Origin of the sequence: Acinetobacter sp. P1332 (genome assembly GCF_044057475.1) — a bacterium.
In the GTDB taxonomy this organism is placed as follows: domain Bacteria; phylum Pseudomonadota; class Gammaproteobacteria; order Pseudomonadales; family Moraxellaceae; genus Acinetobacter; species Acinetobacter johnsonii.
This window is the reverse complement of the sequence record NZ_CP171158.1, coordinates 77,695-97,260: the sequence shown is the minus strand read 5'-3', so window position 1 is coordinate 97,260 and position 19,566 is coordinate 77,695. Positions and strand designations below refer to the sequence as shown.

10 protein-coding genes are annotated in these 19,566 nt (G+C 39.0%); all 10 read left to right on the top strand.

Translation table 11 applies throughout. The features are described 5' to 3' along the window. Nucleotides 1-296 precede the first annotated feature (296 nt). The 10 genes from ACFN7Z_RS17985 to ACFN7Z_RS17940 all read left to right on the top strand — a co-directional run bounded on the left by ACFN7Z_RS17985 (nucleotide 297) and on the right by ACFN7Z_RS17940 (nucleotide 19,431). Nucleotides 297-4,703 (top strand): hypothetical protein, encoded by a 4,407-nt coding sequence (locus ACFN7Z_RS17985; protein WP_058952559.1) that lies wholly within the window; start codon nucleotides 297-299, stop codon nucleotides 4,701-4,703. Between the two features lie 2 nt (nucleotides 4,704-4,705). Further along, on the top strand, nucleotides 4,706-5,599 hold the full coding sequence (locus ACFN7Z_RS17980) for a hypothetical protein (RefSeq protein ID WP_096911066.1): 894 nt from the start codon (nucleotides 4,706-4,708) through the stop codon (nucleotides 5,597-5,599). A 68-nt stretch (nucleotides 5,600-5,667) separates the two neighbouring features. Beyond that, nucleotides 5,668-6,096, top strand: a complete 429-nt coding sequence (locus tag ACFN7Z_RS17975; protein ID WP_044431645.1) for a hypothetical protein — start codon at nucleotides 5,668-5,670, stop codon at nucleotides 6,094-6,096. A gap of 9 nt (nucleotides 6,097-6,105) precedes the next feature. Then, a complete protein-coding gene (locus tag ACFN7Z_RS17970) occupies nucleotides 6,106-6,906 on the top strand; it encodes a hypothetical protein (RefSeq protein ID WP_223213875.1) in 801 nt (266 codons plus the stop codon). A gap of 25 nt (nucleotides 6,907-6,931) precedes the next feature. Continuing rightward, nucleotides 6,932-7,894, top strand: a complete 963-nt coding sequence (locus ACFN7Z_RS17965) for a hypothetical protein (protein ID WP_044431651.1) — start codon at nucleotides 6,932-6,934, stop codon at nucleotides 7,892-7,894. A 12-nt stretch (nucleotides 7,895-7,906) separates the two neighbouring features. After that, on the top strand, nucleotides 7,907-8,743 hold the full coding sequence (locus ACFN7Z_RS17960; protein ID WP_005005796.1) for a hypothetical protein: 837 nt from the start codon (nucleotides 7,907-7,909) through the stop codon (nucleotides 8,741-8,743). A 5-nt stretch (nucleotides 8,744-8,748) separates the two neighbouring features. Beyond that, entirely contained in the window at nucleotides 8,749-9,939 is a 1,191-nt protein-coding gene (locus tag ACFN7Z_RS17955; protein WP_005005798.1) for a hypothetical protein, read from the top strand. Nucleotides 9,940-9,951: 12 nt separating this feature from the next. Continuing rightward, nucleotides 9,952-11,193, top strand: coding sequence for a hypothetical protein (locus ACFN7Z_RS17950; RefSeq protein ID WP_005005799.1), 1,242 nt, complete (start codon nucleotides 9,952-9,954; stop codon nucleotides 11,191-11,193). A gap of 208 nt (nucleotides 11,194-11,401) precedes the next feature. Then, nucleotides 11,402-18,688 (top strand): LPD1 domain-containing protein, encoded by a 7,287-nt coding sequence (locus ACFN7Z_RS17945; protein ID WP_395442705.1) that lies wholly within the window; start codon nucleotides 11,402-11,404, stop codon nucleotides 18,686-18,688. An 83-nt stretch (nucleotides 18,689-18,771) separates the two neighbouring features. Beyond that, the gene (locus ACFN7Z_RS17940) at nucleotides 18,772-19,431 is read left to right on the top strand and encodes a hypothetical protein (RefSeq protein WP_005028677.1); all 660 of its coding nucleotides are present in this window, start codon (nucleotides 18,772-18,774) and stop codon (nucleotides 19,429-19,431) included. Nucleotides 19,432-19,566: the final 135 nt, after the last annotated feature.

Below are 19,566 nucleotides of genomic sequence, written 5' to 3'. Positions count from 1 at the left end.
GTATATACCAGACCATACGTGAATAACAATTACGTGTGGTCTAGTTCGTATATACCATGTATCATATCTGTGACGATCACATTGACGTTTTAAAAAACAAATACAGGTATTTTATGTGCAACTCTAATCCCTTAGAGGAATCTTCTAATAACTCAGATTTAGTGGATTTTGACAGTGAATTAGACATCACAACTGGTTTTAATTCTGACTTTAAAGAAGACTTTATTTGGAATGTTGATACAGATTCTAAAAAGGACTCTTAAAATCAGAAAGGCCACCTGTCATAAGGATCAAATATGGACCAAAGCCCTAAACAAGATAATTTTGACGAGCAAACACTTGATCAACTGCAAGACGGCCAATCATTAACTTTCAATGAGGGCCTGGAACAGTGGGATGATTTAAGTTTGGACGGCGTGGAATTTCAATCCATCCAGCCTACGCCACAACAAAACAATGTTGCACAAGATCAATCGCAACAATACCAGTCTGAACCACATCCCAAAGATCCCCTATCTGAACCTCCATTAATGGAAGAACCGCCAGTCATGCAAGATGATGGGTATCAATATGATCAGCCTATGGGCGGTAACTCTGTACCTCCTGGGCACCCAGATTATGATTACGCTCCCCCTCTTGAAGATACTCGGTTGAACGATGATGAACCGATGTTTTTTGACGAAGGTGATTATGAGCGTAGTAGCTACCCGATCTACGAGAATGAACAGTCCATCATTCCTGAAAACACGTTTGATCTTTCCGCTGTCACTGTCAATGATTTAGCTGAACTTGATCCTGTTCTGATTGGTAAAGTATTTGATGCACTTGAGCAAAGAGATCCAGCCAGTCAATTAGAATTCTTTGCAGACATCGGGCTTGATCTGCAGAATGATGATGATCTTAAGTTTATTGCGGATCTGAATAAAATCCAGACTAAAAACGCACTGGACCAAGGATTAGGCAATATTGCTGAAAATAACAGTTCATTGCCAGTTGAAGACCGTGTATATACAACTGCAGACTCTAAATTATTCCTATCAGACAATGATCCTGATTTCCTCCTTTCCAAAGAAGAGAATCCATTTGAAGCCGTTCAAGTGGCTGAAAAAACCCTCTTTAACTTTGAGACAAAATCTTTTGTCACTCAGCCCTACTATGGTTTAAGCCTGAAGGGTGCAACTAAAGAAAATGCCCTCAACTTCCTGAGTAATCGTCAATTCGCGATTGAAGGCTTGATTAACCAAAACCAAGTCGTGCGTGAAGCAAAGCAGCAGATCTACAACGAAGTTACGGGTGCACCGAATACCTATTTTTCAGGTGAATTAACCGATAAAAACCAAATTAACGCATTGATGCGCCAAGTGCGTGACTTTTGCTTAATTCGTGGGATTGAAGCTGAAGAACTTGGCTTAGTGCCAAAAACTATCGTCATGGATCAATGGCGTGTGAATAGCGACCATACAGCTGCTCGACTTGAACAACTTGAGATTCACTATCTTGAATTCAATACGGACACGTTAACCAAGGAAGTAATTCAGTTATTAGAAACCCGTGAACATAGCGACCAGTTGCAAGCTGCTCTACTTTTGAAAGAACATAAAGAAAATCAGAAGACTAAAGAGACAGTAAAGGAAGATGTTGAATCAGCTGATCCGAATGCACCAAAAGGTACACCAAAGAGCACATTAAACATTGCTGGTGGTCCACAAGACAAAGCAAGTTTGGCTGCAAGTAGCGTTGCCTCTAAAAGCTTTAAGGATATGCGAAATGAGGAAGGTAACGAACGTCCTCCTTTAGCGCGTGAAAATAGCCACGGCCATCCACGCACGGTCGCTGATGAACTCGCTGCGCTCAGTGCAAAAATGATTGCAGTCATGATTGAACTGGTTAAGAAAACAATCAAGTTGATCATTGCAGCGATTATGGCCATGTTCAACAAGAACAAAAGCCTTGATAACCTGAAAAATATTTGGGATAAACCAATCAATCCTGATGTTACCGTTAAAAGTAACCATCCAGACGCACAACAACCCGAACAGCTTGCCAATACAGCCGATAAATCAAAATTGACTGAACCTGGTAAGAATGCCGATATTTTAAAACCGATCTCAAAAGAGCAAATGTTGCCTCTTTTAAACGATCCATATACCACTCAACTGAATAAAGACCGTGACGGCGTTACCTTAGAAGAATTCGATCTAAATGTCGCTAAAGTCTATGCCATTGACGGTGAACAATACATCGTGATTGATGTAGTCGGTAAGAATTCTGTCGAAGGTGTTGAATCCTCTACCCCATTTATCAAACTGGTTAAAGAAGCAGATTTACCGCCTCAAGTGGAAGGTAGCGATGCACCTACCCCGATTACGCCGTTCTATTTAGAAACGATTGAAGACAAAGTAACGTTTCTCTCAATTGAAGAACTGCACGAAGGCATTAAGTCTGAAAAGATCCATGAGTTTGAAGGTCGCTTTTTTGAACCCATTTGTTCTCAGTATTTAGAACAAGCACGTATGTTCCTTGGTGCCGAATATCCATTAGGGCAAGATCCAGAACAAATGACTGAAGAAGCCAAAGCTTCATACAAAGATCAGTTTATTCAACGTGCCTATCAATCAGGTCAAATGATTTCGGATCAAGTAAAGAAAGCCAAATCTAAACTTTCAAACCTTTTGGGTAAGTTTAAAGGCAATACTGCAGAACAGTCGGCAACTCAATCAGCACCGCAAAGCCAAGACCAAAACAATGACGGTAAACCAATGAACCCTTATGACAGTATTTATGTTGATCATGATTCTGACTTAGAAGCATTCTTTAAAGACCGTCACAACAATGTTTCTAATGCTGAAATTGAACAGTTTGTCGGTATGGTTTATGAAGATGAAACAACCCAAACCAATATGGTTGTTTTGGATATAGCTTCCGATAATCTGGATAAACGTGCGATCGTTGTGCCTCTTTCGGTGATTGAAGATCTCGAAAATATCACTGAAAAAGATGTGCTTTATCTTAAAGACATCGTGAATGAATCCTCTACCGTTCCACTGTATGAGCTGGAGTCTGTCGAGCCGATAGACGAGTTAAATGCGCTTGGTAAATTTTCAAGCGAATACTTAGACAAGCTCAAAGCCGATACCATCAACAATACTGCAGAACAGACTAATACTTACGCCAGATCTGCCGAACGTGAACTTGAACTTTCAAAAATGATTTTGGAAGGCAAGCTCAGTGTTGTAGGTGCTATGGTGAAAACGGATTACGGTCAATTCGTGGTACTGACTTCAGATTCGGAAGGTCATAAATCAATTGCACCCGAATACAACGCCGTGGCCATTACCAACCTTGATCGTCAAATTACCACGGAAGATATTATTAATGCCGGTATTACAACGATACCGCGTAAAGATATTTTAGAGTGGAATACTGTCACGGCGCTCAATGAAGAATCTGCCAATCAGGTGACTTATTTAGATCCTGAAGTTTACCAAGCAGTAAGTAATGCAATTCATCAAAATCGCGAAAAAGAATTGATTCAAACCTTGAGTACGTTACAACCCTCTGCAGCACTCAATAGCATCGGTTCAAAAATCATTACGCAAGATGGCAATACATATATTGGTCTATGCGCCAAAGATGATGGCAAATCAGGCGAGTACTACGCCGTAAAAGCTCCAGATAATCAACTCTCCCCGATTGGTGCAAGCTATATCAATGATGTTGGTGTTGAAGTCATTAGCCGTAGCCAAATTGCTGAATTTCAGAATGCGGAAAATAATCAGCAACAACTAATCAGCCATGATGTGTTTGTTACATTGCTAAATGCAGTCAATAACAGCAATGAACAAGAAGTACTTCACCTCTTCTCTAACTTGGACCAGGTGAAACAACAAATTAAAGATTCGTTATTCAGCGAAAAGGAAAGTGAAAAAGTGATTGAACAAAATCAATTTATTGAACAACTGAAAAACAATAACCTTGTGAAAGCCGATCACATTAACGCGCTTAATCAAATTGCTGATCAGATTCAAAATACGCAACTGAAAAATGTTGTTAAAGGTATGGCCTCAACCGTTGTTGCGCCTGAAAACTCTCAAAACGAGATGTATGTTCAAAGCTTTCTACATCTCAACCAACGCCTAGACACGTTACAACAAGATTTAAAGCTTCAAGCAGCATCAAATCTTATGAATGCTGAATATAAGCAACTTTTTGAATGTATGGATGATCATCTAGTACTACCTACTGCGTATGGTGATGCCAAGTTTGTAAACCTTAATAGTGTTGAGCCTCGTATTGTTGAATTTAGAAACTCGGCTGAAACAGGTCAAATCTTTGACAGCTTCAACGCCGTGATTGCTGAAACAGGAAACGTGGAAATTGCGCTTCAGCACTTAAAGCAAGAGATCTTAACCGATCACTATATCGCTGCGATTCATGAAGATGTGAAGTTACACCGTCTAGAACAGCAAGACATGGACAAAATCAAAGAAGTGAATCAGATCCTTGAGGCTGATTTTGATAAAACTGGCCTACGCTTAGAAGCGCTCCAAGATGGTTTGAATCTCAATACTAAAAACTACTTAGACCAAGTAAAGCTTGAGAAAAATACGACATCTCAATTTTTGAGTGACCTTGATAAGCATATAGATTTAGAAGTCGCACGTAGAAACGATCATGACAATGATCAAACATTGGGGCGTTAATCATGGATCTCTATAAAAACGTATCTGGCGACATCGATGCGATGATTACTTTTGATAAAATCTTAGGTGGTTTTGGTCAAAATACAGTGAATACCACGCGTGAGCGTGTTCAAATCAACTCTAAGCATGAAAAGGTAGAGCGTGAGATTGAAGGTGCCAGTCCGTACCTTAAAAGCGATTATGAGCTATTTGTCGAGCATCACAATATGTTGATGCAAGAGTATCGGGCAACTCAGCTACATTTACGCAATATCTTAGAAAAGAAAAATGAGGTTAAAAGCATTCAAAAGCTTGCGGATCTCTGCGAACGGCACCAGTGCTCCAACATCGCTCAATTATTCGTTGAAAAAAATGAAGATGAATATGTATTGCAATGCTTTCAAGACTTTCAGCAAGACTTAGAAAACAATAATGCTCTCCGAAAAGACTTTAATCACTTTTCAGACTCGTTTGAAGCCTACCGATACAATATGGAGATCTGTAATAAGCTTTCTGGTATCGATCAGCCGTTTACCCTTGAACGTCCGAATGACAGACAGTTGAATTTCGTTATCCATAGTCATGAAAACATCAATAAAACATTGTTGGACTATCAGGCGAAGATCATTGAGCAACAAACAACTGTGGACCAGCTCAAGCAAGATGCTTCCTATACTGCCCTATTTCCGATCGCAACCAATGATAAGAACATGTTCTCAATTGCAGCGACCGAAGTTTATGTAGAACAGTCACCGAAATATCAAGACTATCTTAAGGTCATTAAAAATGAGCTTAAGAACATAAACGAAACGGGTAAAAATGCGTTTAGTCAGCATTACAAAGATACTATTACGCAAAGCAATCTTGAAAACGTTAAAACTAAAGAAAGCGCTTCAACTTATAGCAATGGGTTTTAATTAATTTTAAATAAAAACATTTAGGGTGTTTTAAGATAGAATCTAAATACCCTTTAATGGAGTTAAACATGATTCAAACTAAAATCACTGAACCGACAAGAACGCCGTTTAATCCTCATGGTTTTGCAGATGCAACGCCTTTACATGCGTTTTACTTGGAATTATTAGAAAAGGGATTAATCAATAAAGTTCTTGAAGAAGGTAATTTGGAATTTGAAAACCAAAATTTGTTCATGACGATCGATTGGGAATCAATAGACGTTCAAATGGATGCTTATACGTTTGATGTGAAATTAGATATTGTATGTGGCGTCATACTTGATGAACAAAAGGTCACGAATAGCATTCAAGTGTTTATTAATGAGCAAACTTTGTTTATAGCTTCAGCTAAAACCTTTAACCCTAAATCTGGTCTAACGCAAAGTCTTAACTTTGATATTCCTTTACGTGTTTTAAGTCAAATGGGCTATTACGCCCTACCTCTCAAAGAGGACTAAATCGTGGGAATGAGCATAGAAAGCCAAAACATAGCATTGTCTCAAGAGCCTACAACCTTTGTACCAGAAGCTTTTGTACACTCTATTAACTACTTTTGTCAGACCTTAGAGAACACTTTTCATTTTGATAAGCGTTCACTCAATTTCTTTGAATCAGGTACACCAAAAGAATACGGCTTGTATCTTACTGAACAGCATTGCCTTGTTTTTTTGAATGCTTGCAGTAGTGGCTATCTTGGCGAAACACGCAAAGTTACCAGCTTCACCGCTTTTGTGCTTTTAAATCAAAAAAATAATGAATCTGAAATGCTCGACATCACGTTAAACGATCCAAAACGTGTAGAGGAACATTTCAAAACTGCGTCTAAAGATCAGATCAATATTTACTTAAAGAACGTGCATGAATTAAGTAATTTTCTGAAAAATAAGTACTCGGATTCAGGTTTTTTAAAAGATATTGTGACTGAGGAAGGTTTTTCTAAAACCCTAAAGCCATTGGTTTTACAGGAATGCTTAAAAGAGGAAATAGAGCTAATTAATACTTTAATGTGTTTGGTTAGTACTCAGTTTATATATATTACGACAGCTATTATTTTTAAGCGTCCTATTTTAAAAGAATTCATAAAACTATGTTTAACCAATGAGAAGTATATACTACAATATGGTGAAGAATGGTATTATGATTCTATATATAAGTTCGCTAAAAGGATATATGAGTTAAAACACCTTATAGCTACCTTATATTTAAGTAGTGAAGCTGTAGTAAAAGATGTTGTAGTGCTTTGCGAACTTGCTTCTAAAAAACATTAATCATAACTCTTTTAAAGGGCTAGATATGCGTAACAATCACAAGAAAGCTAAAAGGCTACAACAAATTCGGGGCAATGTTTTAAGGACTAACCCTAATCTACAAAATGTTAAGCCAGCTTTTAAAACTAAAAGTGCTTTAAGCATTTTTGTTGCTACCGTTATTGGGTGTTCAAGTGCTATTGCAGTTCAACAAAGTTCCGTTGCTTCTGTTACCAGTAATACTCAAAACATGGGTAACTTAAACATCGCAACATCATCGACCATTGCAAGTAGCTCTGGTGGTGATACGCCTTTGTCGAATTCAAATAGCGGATATTATTCGTCTACCAGTTCTAATTCGTCATTCAACTCTACTGCTGCTGAAAACAACTTCATGGCGGTTAAAAAAGGTGAACAAGCAGCTGCTCAAAACATTCAAACCAATATTGAATCATGTGCAACTGATGGGATCGGTAAAGTCGTTAAAGACAACTTAGATCTACAAATGACGGTTTGGGGTCGTCCAATCGATATTAACAAAATGTTCAGTCCAGCTAGTCAAGGTGGCTGTTTTGCTGACATCGGTAAAATCATTGACCTTTCTGTGACTATTCCATCACTTGATACAATCATCAATGCAGCGCAACAAATGGTTGTCGATTACGCGACTAAAAAAGCGTGTGACGCAATGAAAACTGCAAGTACTGAACTTGTTGGCCCATTGAATGATGTTATAGGTGAAATCAACAAAGCGGGTCAATACACTGATGTATCGGGTGCGCTTGGTACTGCTGTGAATGGTCAACTTGGTAAACTTGATCCTGGTCTAGTTATGCCTAGCGGTGCTTTTGAGGGTGGAGATACTTATACAATCAATGGTAGTAGCTCGACTGGTACAGTTTCTTATTCAACTGATCAAAAAGCCAGTACTAGCACACCGTCTAACGCAAAAACTTCAAGTTCAGAATCTACTTCTGTCACCCAATCAATTAAAGACTTTTTCTCTTAAGTTGGGGGTGGTATGAAAAATAGAAATAATCTGCGTAAAAGAAGAATTACTGTTAATCAGTTTTCACCTGTTAAAGCAATTGCGGTGGGTACTTTAACGGTTGGTCTATTATCCGTACCACTTTTTACCAATGCTTTTAGTCTTGGCACTATCCTTTCTGAGCTTGCAATACAAGCTCAGCAATTGATGGTACGTTCTGCTGTGCGTGTATCTACTCAACAAACAGCGGTCAGTGCAAATCAAATTGTTGATAACCAAACGCGTGATTCAGAAATGATCGTTGCTGGTATTCAAAGTGTCGATAAAAATATTGAGATCAAAAAAGCGATTTTAAATTCTGGTACGAATGCTGCCCTCCCTGATTCAGCTTTTTGTACGGCTCTTGAAGAACGTGAACAAACCGATCTCAATAGAAACTTAAAAGACTTTAACGTTTTTAAATACATGCAAGACGTTTCAGGGAAACTTTTCTCAAATTCAACAGATGAAGCAACCTCACCATATGCGTTTCACTTGGCGACCTCGTGTGGCGTAGAAGAAGCAAAAATGGGTGTCTGTAATTTGATTCCAAATGGTCTGCAGTATGGCGACATTGATACTGCTTTTGTTTTTTCTCGTTCTCGACTTTCTGAACAGCAAGCGACTGTTGCATTGAACTACTCGTCAATTGCATCTAACAACGTTGTTCCAGTCGGATTGATGGAATGCTCTTCATCAACTTGCGTTGATTTTCAAAATAAATACATGGCTGGAAGTACTCTTTCATCACTGGCTAACTATTCGGTGGCTAATAATGTGATGCAACGCACTACACCAAACTCCAATGCTTCAGCCAAATTCTTTGAGTAATGACTATGAGAAAGCGTAAAAATACTTTAAGACAGCCTAAAGGAAAATCAAAGTTTGTACCTGTCATTTTAGGTGCAACTTTGGTGATTAGTAGTCCTGTTTTTGCTGAATGGGCTACGGTTGGTTTGGGTACGATTATGAGCGAAATGTCTTCTCAGATTCCTAAGCATGCAAGCAACCAAGCAAATGATATTCAAAAAGTATCTCAAAGTACCCGTAGAAAGTTAGATGATTCGACTGAAAACATCGTTGCAGCGCTTAAAGTTGCGGTGAAGCAAAAGGCGCAAGCTGCTAACCAAATTACCGATGCGACAACTAAAAACACCCAAACTATTGCCTCTGGTATTCAAGCGCTTTTACAGTCAGATACCATGAAAAAAGCACAATTTGCTTATGGTGCCAATACTGGTCAAGGCTTTAAGTCTTGTGAGGTTTTGGCTGAAAATACAAATATGTCGAGTGCATCTGGTCAAGTGATTGATCAAGCAGCTGATATGGCGACTCAAACTTCTCAAGTCGGCGGTAAATTAGTTGGCTCTCAACAGGAAGTGATTAATCAACGCCTAAACGTGCATAAAGCTGAATTCTGTACGGTTGCTGAAGCACAAGCTGGTCAATGTACGTTGTCTAAATTACCGGGTGGCGATACCAATGCTTCCCTACTGTTTAAGTCTGTTGCACCTGGCTCAAAAGAAGCTCTAGCAAGACATTACGTGCGTGAAAACATTTTAGGTACACCAGATAAATCATTGTCTACTGCAACGGCACGTACTCCAGCTGGTCGAGATTATTTGCAAGCGACCAACCAAAAAACAGCTTTACTTGCTATGCCAGCGTATAGCTTGGCGGTTATTGACGCGCAAAATACAAAATCATTCAAAGATATTGACGGCAAAATGGTGTCTGCCAACGATTTGATCGACCAAACAATCGCACGTTACTACGGCGGTCCTGAAGCTAAAAAATGGCAAATGGCGATGGCGATGCAAGATCCACGCGGTCTACTTAAAGAAGCCAATATCATTAACGGCGTTTCTGTTTATTTAGATCTTCAAACTTACAAGCAAAGTTTGCGTGAAGAAGGTTTATTGTCTGCATTACTTTTAGCGAAATCTCAGCCGATAAAAGATGATGTGAAAACGAAATACGGCCAGTCAGTGAAAGTTAAGCTTTCACAAACTATGCCTCAATTTTAAGGAGACTAAATAATGCGTACTCCGAAAAGAACATCACGTAAAGTTATGAAAGCGCCACAAGCGCACGGCTCTCGTTCAAAAATTAGTGCACTCGGTTTAACCCTCGCCCTCATTAGTGGTTCTGCATCTGCTTATTACTGTGCTTCCGTGGGCAACCCAATGGCAGTAAATACCTTGAATATGCTTCTTCAACAGGCTGATGCGGTGGAAAGCGCTGCGTTACGTGCGTTGGACTCAAACTTATCTTTGGGCATTAAAAAGCAACAAGATGATGTGACGACAGCGATTAAGATCCTGACGAAACAAGAGGCTGTATCTGCTCAAGGTATTTCAGATAACGCACATAAAAACGCACAAAGTCTTGTAACGGCGTACCAAGCTGTTAAACAAAGTGAGCAAATGAAAAAAGCTCAATTTGAGTTTGGTGCACATGGCCAAGCATTTAAAGCGTGTGAAGTTTTAAGCGATCGTGAACAAGCTCAACAAGACAATAAATCTGCTGATAGTTCAATTTTAAATAAAGTTGGCTCTGAAGTGATTGCTGCGCCTGGTGTCTACATGAACCCTCACAAAGCACAAGAAGCTATGTTACAAGCTCATAATGAGTTTTGTACCACTTCTCAGGCTGCGTCTGGACTATGTGGTGCTGCTGGTGAAAATGCTAGTCTAAGTTTACAAGCTTCAACTTTATTCACGACTGCAGCGCCAGACACGGCGATGGCTCGTGCTCAAAATGCATTGATCAACAACATGGTTGGTCTACCTGATGCCCCAATTGACGGAAAAATTGCGAAAACATCTGCTGGTCAAGATTATGTGATGGCTAAACTGGCGAAAGATGCTTTAACTTCTCCAGCAATTACCTCTTTGAAAGCAATTCAAGCGCAATACTCCCCTGTTGCTGGTGGTGGTACCAATAGTCATGATTCAAGTACCAAACTTGCACCGATGCAACACTTGGAAAAAAGTGTCGCTCGTTATTTAGGTTCAGGGCAAGATTACAAAGACTTTGCTAAATCACAAGCGATTAAAGATGAACGTGGTTTGATGGTCGATGGTTTAATTCAAGGTACTGAACGCTTGAACTTGCAATATCAACAATACAAGTCAAATGAACGTAAAGAAGCGGTATTGGCTGCGCTAGTTTCTGCTGAAAGCAAATTATCTGACGGCTCAATTGAAGTGACAGATCGTTCTAAGTCTACGGGTAACATTCGTAGGATTGCACTTTCACAAGCAATGGCAAGTAAATAGCCTGATTTTTTCATTATCAGACTGATAATGAAAAAAACTTAAAAAAAGGGATGGTTTTAAGCCATCCCTTTTTTTTGTTTAAAACCCTTTTAGATAGTTTCTTTATATAAATTCTCTTATAATCTTTAGTATATACCGTTCAAAAGTAACCGATGGTGCTTTGATATTTTAATTAAAAGATGCTTATACATATTGCCATGGAGTTTATATGTCAACTAAAAAGAAATGGTTGGATCTGAGTAGCTTTGGCGCTCAACTTGTAGTAACCCCTAAAACTGATTTAAGAAACCAAGCAGCCATTATTAAGATTAAAGATGTTGAGCTTTTAGAGAAAAAGTTGAACACATCCTTAAACAGCTTCTTAACAGGTTTAAAACAGACTGGAAAGTTTGTTTATATCACCAATGAGCAAAATAACGACCTTAGTTTTATGTATAAGAGTTCGCAAGATAGTCTCTCTCTTGCTGACATAAAATCTGTTTTTCCTTACGACTCTAAAAATGACCTCATTGAAATGGATATGTCAGATATATATCTGCAAAACCCAATGAGTAGTGCTGAAAAAAACCAGTGGCAATCCCTATTTGAACTCAATAATCAAAAGTCCGTTGTGCTTTACCAAGCAAAACAGCAAAAACCGTTTGCCCCAAATACAACCATTATGGGTGCGGTTAAACAATTCAATAAAGCAGATTTAGGCTGGAATAAGCTACCGACATTACTGCAGTCAGTAGATCCATTGCCGTTGGCTGATTTAGACAATTACGGGTACCAAGCAGATAAAACACTGACTCGTTATTATGTTGATAAAGAAGCAGCGCTAAATGCTGGACTCATAGAAGATACGATAGAGCCTATTGAACTAAGCAAACAGCTAGTGATTTCGGTTAATTCAGGCGGTGAAGTACTTGCCCTAAAAGATATTACGCAAATCCCTGAGCTGACCAATTATAAAATATCTTCACATCCAGCATGGCCAGCGTATAACAGCTTACCGAAGCAATTTATTGATATTCGAGAGCTGAATAAGGGGCTGAATACGAGCATTGATCCAATTGTGAATGCGCTCAGATCGGATGATCATGCCGTTAATCACCAAGGATTGATCAAGCTTCAAACCTTAGTCACGAAAATCAATGACTGTTTGTATTCATACGAAGAAAACAGCATTCCGTCAGCATTGGCACCATTTGGTATAGAAACAACTGCGTTACAGCTGGTGGACAATGATTGGAAAGTTTGGGAATACAACAACCAAACTTTAGATGTAGAAGAATTCGACCTTGCCGATAAGATTAAGGACCTGATTCAAAGCGTTCAAAATAATATTAATAATTTAAGAACATTTGATCCCTACTCTATTGGTGATAGCAGTTTTGATCGTGAATTAATTTCTGAAAGTTTGGATGACATCGGTACAAGTTTAGAAAGCTTGGATCTCAATCAAATTAAGCAAACCATACCGCCTGAACCTAAGGTTCCAGTAAAACGTTTGTTCAATCGAATTGATCACTTTTTTAGACACACCAAGTTTAAGCCGAACATTCCAGAACCAGTCATTAAGGACTCTTTGACTAAACTCGCTTTAATGCGAAAAATTAAGCAAGAATACCTACAAAAAATTGCAAAGCTCAAAGAAGAACGTCAAGCCATTGTTGAAGCGAAAGCAACACATACCATCAGTGAGCGTATTGAAAAAGCGGTTGCGATTCAAGTCGCTGTTGCTACTGAAAATGCGTATGTTTTGGATCAGCAAGCCTATGACGATCAAGCTTATGAAATGGAATTGGCATTAAGTCAGTTAAACATTGCTTCTACGCGTCTGAACAATCTTTATGATAGTTTTTTTGATTCAGTGATAGACCGTGAAGAATACGGCACGGATCTTGATAACTTCCTACAAAGCGTTGTCACCGATGATGAATTGCAAGATGAAATGCAACGTCTATTGGATGAAGCGAACGAGTTTGAAGCTACTCACACCTCAAATGACATTGACATTTATCATTTCAACGTTGATCTAGGTGAAGAACCGAACGGGCTTTGGAATGAAGCTGTTAACCAGTTTGATGTGGTTCATTATTATGATGAACAAGATCAAGAGTTATCTGCAGTCGAAAAGTTTGAATATTCTATTTTGGGATATTCACCATCTCAAGAATCTGCAATGCCAGATTTTAACGATATGGTGTTCTCGAATGCTGTATCAGTGCTGGATAACAGTATTGAGGACATGATTGCGACCAGTGCTGAAAATGTAGGTAAAAACTACTTTTCATTTCATCAGCAAATGCCTCGTATTCTTCAACAACTGCATAGTATTAATAGCCAATTTACGGCGCTTGGTGATGGTGATGCCCATAGCATTGCATCACAATATTTATCAGATGAAAGCTTAGAGCGATTCTATAACCTGTTAGAACAGGACGGTAACTACAAGGGTTTTAATAAGCGCATCGATGTGGCTCATGTGCTTTCTGAGCTGAGTAGCAATATTGGCAACAATCCTGACTCCCCTATCCTTAACCGATTACCTGATATTAGGTCGCAACTCAATCATGCGATAAATGAAGAATTACGTGTACGCACGAATCCTGGTAATGCACTGGCCAACGCGATTGTTTTTGCTGCGACCAATGAAGTTTTGTCTTTAAAAGAAACACTCGAAAAAGATGAAATCTATGTGGTAGACAGCTTTCAAAACTATCTGCCTAAGGTGATACATAAAGACCACTTCAACTCAAATACACAAGAACAGCTTTTTGCCTTAAATAAAAAGGTCGCGGTAAGTATGGCGTATAAGCGCTATCTACAAGACTTTTATCAAAATGCCGTGGGTGAAGAGTCTAAATCTGAGGCGGTTATTGCCATTATTAATAATGAGCACAAGCATATTTTGACGGCACTAGGTTATCTAACACCGACCTACAATGAAGTCACGGCACCAAAAGACTCGAAAATTGAAAATGTCGTCACGTTGACTGAAGAAGCGGTAAAAACCTACCTAGCTGAAGGTAACGCTTTGATGGTTGAGCCTGAAGTTAGCGCACGTTCTTTGGCGGTGTATAGCAGTACGATAGCATCTGATCAGAACTTCATTCGCTTACTACCGATGGATCTAGGTCAAAAGGTTAGTTCATTACAAAAGCAAAAAACCATTATGATTAATGGTGCTTCTTCGTTTGAACATATCCTGAGCTCTAATCCGATCAGCGAAAACAAGCTGACCTATGATGACCTTAAGAATGTAATTCTTAATCGTATTTTGACCAAGGAAGCGGTACCGAAATATGAAAAAGGCTTAAAGCTTGATATTGAAGTTAAGAATGTCTATGAGCATGCATCAAGTTTCTTGCCACTTGAAAAGACCGATGTTAACAGTGAAAATGACTTTGGCAATCTCTTTAAACATGGGCTTGTGCTTGAAGCATTACAATCGACTCCAGACTCACTCAAGAATGGATTTAACCTCAACCGTGATTTAATCAATTCTGCCCTACTGCAGTCATTTGAAAATCGTTCTATTGAAGAATGGACGGCACTAAAAAATAAATCCCTCGAGACAAAAACGGGATCTCTTTTAAGCATTATCACCAATCCTGAACGCATTAAAGAGTTTGAGTTTCCTGAGATAAATATTTATCTCACGGTTTCACCAGCTGATGAACAAAAGCACGGTGCGATTAACTTATATTTCAGCGGTGAACAGATTCCGTCTACCGATCGCTTAATCGTTAAATCAAGTCTGAATGACTTAGCTGCAGACGATAAGGCGCTGTTTAAAGCTTTGACGCTTAGCAATGATTCAGTTTTAAGTACGCAAGAGCAAATGCAGTACTTGATCGACTCATTAGAAAAACGCTATCAGATCTTCCAGTCGATCGAAAACCTACACCTTAAAGAAAAGGTATTGTTTAACCCTGAGTTGGACGATTACAAGGCATTAACTTTACGTGATGCCGATAATCAATACATCGATCCAACGGCGAAACAAGATCTAATCGATTTTGTGAAAAGCAATGATGTGATGACCAATGTTGATTTGATGAACGTCTTTACCGACTACATCAATCAAAAAGAAATGGATCAAGCGTTTGAAAACGGCTCCAAAATTATTGTGGCCAATGACGGTGCTGATTTAGTGATTTCTGTCATTGATAAAGACACACCAGTTTTACAGCATGATCAATTACGGGTTTTTGATAATGTTGAGCAGTTTGCTAAATTCAACGAGCGTGGTGGATTGTTTAAAGACTTCCAGTTAAACGGGATAAAAGCGCATCTTGTGGACCAAGTATTAAATGATCTTGGGTTACGTGAAAACATACTGCAGACAATCAAGGTGCCATTATCACCAAGTTTTGAAAATATTGATGTTAAAGGCCTTAATGAGATTGTGGCTGTTAATATTTCAACATTGGTCAATAAAATTGATTTTGCCTTTGGTGAAAAGCTACTTGAATCTAAAGACCGGTTCGATCTCGCGATTAAAGTTGCCGATGATCAAGCTCCGTTAAAACTGGCCATTGTGAATAATGCCGAACATCAGCAATTTGTTGATCAAGGCTATAAAATTCTTCCTACGCCAAAGCACCCGAACTCTAAGAACTTCTTAATTACTGATTTTGCAAAATCATTCAAAAAAGCAGAATTATTTAAGTCTCGCGATCAAGTATATAAACCTGAACATATGGTTCAAAGCGCACCTGTTGTAGAAGTTGCCCAAGAACCATTGGTTGAAGAACCGACCGTAACTGAGCCTGAAGTTCAAAAGCCTACTGAACCAGAAGTACAGGAAACAACGGTAGAAGTTGTAGAGCCGACTGAGCCAGTTGCTCCAGAACAAACATCACTGTTTGAGTCTGAGGGTAAGCCTGAAGCTGAAGCACCAAAAGAGCCAAAAACAACCAAACCGAAAGCCACTGAGCCACGTTCTGAAGTTGGACTTATTGAAGATACGGGTATGAAAATGCCTGGTGCGAAAAAGGATCTGTATGGTCCACGTTTATCGCTCAGTCAGATTCAAGATATGTCGCTTTTGCAAGTCAAAAACCTAATTACGCGTGACAAAATTTGGAAAAAGGAATCGGTTTTACAAGCAAAAGAAGCTGGTCGAGATATTTACATTCACTTGCTGACTGACGCTGTACGTAAGATGACGAATGATCAGCCACGTTATCCGCTTGAAAATGCCACTGAAGAACAGTTTAAAAAAGTAGGTGCTGGATACTATGACGCTGTTTTAAGTATGCGTGATGCATTAATGGAAGCAAAAACAGTTCGTGAATTTATTCCTAATGCATGTGATTTATACGTTCGTTTGAATGAAGACAAAGATCTGTTCACGGCGTTTAAATCATTAGATCGGTCATTATTTTCATTGGTAGAAAGCTATGCTGAATATGCTGCCACTGACATGATTATTAGTTCTGAATTGGCGAAAACCGATAGTAGTGAAGCACGTAAAACGCTCACTGAAGCACTTCATCATTTAAGGAAAGAGTTACCGCCAGTTAAAGGCACCTACTCTATCTATAAAAAAATACGTAGTGCGATTGATGCCAAACCGTTCCAAGACAAAGTAAAAGCGACTGTTACTTTTAGAAGTGGCAACATTATAGATTCGAGTACGCTATTTAGCAGATCTGATGCTGGTCTATCTGAACAGGTCATGGATCTGTTAACTGCTAAAAAAACCAAAGACGCAACTGCAGAGAATGATGATACTCAAGAAGTCTCGTTATCTGAAAAGAATGTATCGCACATTGTAGATGACACGGCGAGTACCTTAGATGCCCTATTCAAAGAGTATGCTAAGCCTCGTACTATGCGTAAGGCATTCAAGCTCAGTGATGTGGTTGTGACGGAAAACATTGCTTCACGTAATGGCCAAGATGTTACAGCACATACCTTGCAAGCGACCTTTGGATTTAAAGCCGTAGAGTTTGGCGAGTACTTGAACCAGAGCGATCGTCAAATCGCGTTAAATAACGCATATGACGGTTGTTTCGCTCTTGCTAAGGCACTTGATATAGATCCGAAATTTGTTGGCTTTAACGGTATGTTGGGTGTTGCTTTTGGTTCGCGTGGACGTTCCGCTGCGATGGCACATTATGAGCCATCTAACCGTGTGATTAACTTAACCAAGAATTCAGGTTTTGGCTCGTTTGGTCATGAATTTTTCCATGCCTATGACCATCTCATTTTTAGTGCGATGACACGCAATCAACCAAAAATGATGATGGAAAACGTACAGCCTTATCTAACTCGTTTTGCAGAATTGAATAACATTAAGTCTGAGAAGTATGCCAACATTAACCAAGATTTGTTGCAAGCTGCAGCCAAAGTAAATCAAGCGATGTATTACTTGCCAATGAAAAAGGATGACTCGATAGAAGTACTTCGCACGAATCTTGAGAATCAAGTCAAGTTTTATGAAACCAGCATCAAAACGATTTTGGATAAAACATTGGTAGATCAACCTGACATTGTTGATTTGTTTACGCCAGATAGAGACAGCATAAAAGAGAAAATTAATACGTTTATTGCGGAACGTGGCAAGTTGCATACTGAACTATCTTCATTGATTAACTTCGCTAATCGTCATGAAGATCCTGAACTTTTCCAAAAGGACGCCATACAACATAGACGTTATATGCACGTTGCCCAAGGCTTGCATAAGTTCTTGTCTGAAAATGAGTATCCAATCCCACGGACTGAGCTCAACAAATATATCTCGCAATCTCGTTCTGAAATTGATCATGATCGTGTCTTTGCAGCGCAAGTACTTGGTGCAGCGAACAGTACAGTCTTTAGATCAGTTGTATTCCGTGATTATCGACAAATGTTGCGTAGTCAGTTTGCGATATGTGCACTCGACTTCATCAAAGAAAACAGCCCTAAACCATTGTCAGATGAACACTTAAAGTTAATTTCTTTAAGCTTACAGACGAACGATCGCTTAACATCAACTAATCAATCTCAGCTAAAAACTGATTTCTACAAAAATGCGATGGTATTAGAGGGCTTAACAAGTGCTAAGAAGCCGTATTGGACGACCGCACATGAAATGTTTGCCCGTAGTGGTGAGCAGTACTTACAAGTGACCTTAGCAGAAATGAACTTGCGTAATGATTGGCTTGTTTACCCATGTCCTGAAGGTGGTTCATCTTCTGTAACTCAACCGCATGGTATAGAAAAAGATGCAATCATGAAGGAGATTCGCGAATTTACGGTGAAAGGCCTGGACTATATTCAGGAAAATATTGCTGAACTGCGTTTTGCTGATCATCAGCAGTATGTCAGAAATGCAATGCACTTCATCCAACCGGGTACAGATCAACATGAGAACCTAGTTAAATGGAATGAAGTCATTAATGAGATGTCACAAGCTGAATACGATGAATATTGGACTAAGCTCATGACCAACATTGAAGTACAAGCAGATCCAGAATTAAGCAAACAAAAGAATAGCGATCCTGAATTGGCACTATAAGCAATTTTGAGATCTTGGATGCTATCCCCTGTGGGTGGCATCTTTTTTTTATTTAAATCTTATAAATGGAATCAGGGGGCGCTATGGCAATAGCAATTCCAAAGCAATTTGCTGGTTTTGGTCTAGCAGTTGCAATTATATCTGTGGCTAATCATTTCGGATTGGTCGATCTCTTTGCTCAAAGTGCTACACGGGCAATATCGAAACAAGCTCAATCAGTAGAGTCAGCCAATCCAGGCCAACCGAATGAACCTGAAAACGGTCTACAAATGGCAAAAGACTATGCTGAACATCAAAAAATGGTAGCCAATAGTGCAGCCATGCCATTTAAAAAAGAAGTGATTAATGTTTCCAGTATGGAAAACACACAACATTTTGGTCCTGTTTCAATGGAATCTCAAAATGTTGATACTGTGTTTATCATTCGAGATAAGGCCACTAAAAGGTTACGAGCCGTTGTTCAGGTACCCAAAAAGCAAACTGTCAATATATCTCTTCCAATTGGTCAATACACCATTCAATATGCCCAAAACAATTATATTAAGGATGCTCCATGGCAAGGCTTAAATAAGTTTTGGGGATACGGCACTACCTTTTTAGAAAGTAACCTTGAGCATAATGTTACCTTGGTCCAATATCCGAATAATAGTGGCTACTTTATTCGTGGTACTGGAATTATTGTAGGTGTAGAAGATGGCACCCAACCAGACGAACTCGCTAAAAACGAATTTGTTAAAATGTAACCATCAGCTTTAAGCAAGATGTCACCTATACGGTGGCATTTTTATTTATAAAAAAAGAAAGAATAGTGCACGGTTTTAGATGGTTTTATTAAAAATGATAGGTATTTAAACAGTGCTATTTACTCGGTATATACT

Coding starts and splice junctions, on each gene's coding strand:
- ACFN7Z_RS17980 (WP_096911066.1), top strand. CDS start 4,706: ATGGATCTCTATAAAAACGTATCTGGCGACATCGATGCGATGATTACT.
- ACFN7Z_RS17945 (WP_395442705.1), top strand. CDS start 11,402: ATGTCAACTAAAAAGAAATGGTTGGATCTGAGTAGCTTTGGCGCTCAA.
- ACFN7Z_RS17970 (WP_223213875.1), top strand. CDS start 6,106: ATGAGCATAGAAAGCCAAAACATAGCATTGTCTCAAGAGCCTACAACC.
- ACFN7Z_RS17955 (WP_005005798.1), top strand. CDS start 8,749: ATGAGAAAGCGTAAAAATACTTTAAGACAGCCTAAAGGAAAATCAAAG.
- ACFN7Z_RS17975 (WP_044431645.1), top strand. CDS start 5,668: ATGATTCAAACTAAAATCACTGAACCGACAAGAACGCCGTTTAATCCT.
- ACFN7Z_RS17985 (WP_058952559.1), top strand. CDS start 297: ATGGACCAAAGCCCTAAACAAGATAATTTTGACGAGCAAACACTTGAT.
- ACFN7Z_RS17950 (WP_005005799.1), top strand. CDS start 9,952: ATGCGTACTCCGAAAAGAACATCACGTAAAGTTATGAAAGCGCCACAA.
- ACFN7Z_RS17940 (WP_005028677.1), top strand. CDS start 18,772: ATGGCAATAGCAATTCCAAAGCAATTTGCTGGTTTTGGTCTAGCAGTT.
- ACFN7Z_RS17960 (WP_005005796.1), top strand. CDS start 7,907: ATGAAAAATAGAAATAATCTGCGTAAAAGAAGAATTACTGTTAATCAG.
- ACFN7Z_RS17965 (WP_044431651.1), top strand. CDS start 6,932: ATGCGTAACAATCACAAGAAAGCTAAAAGGCTACAACAAATTCGGGGC.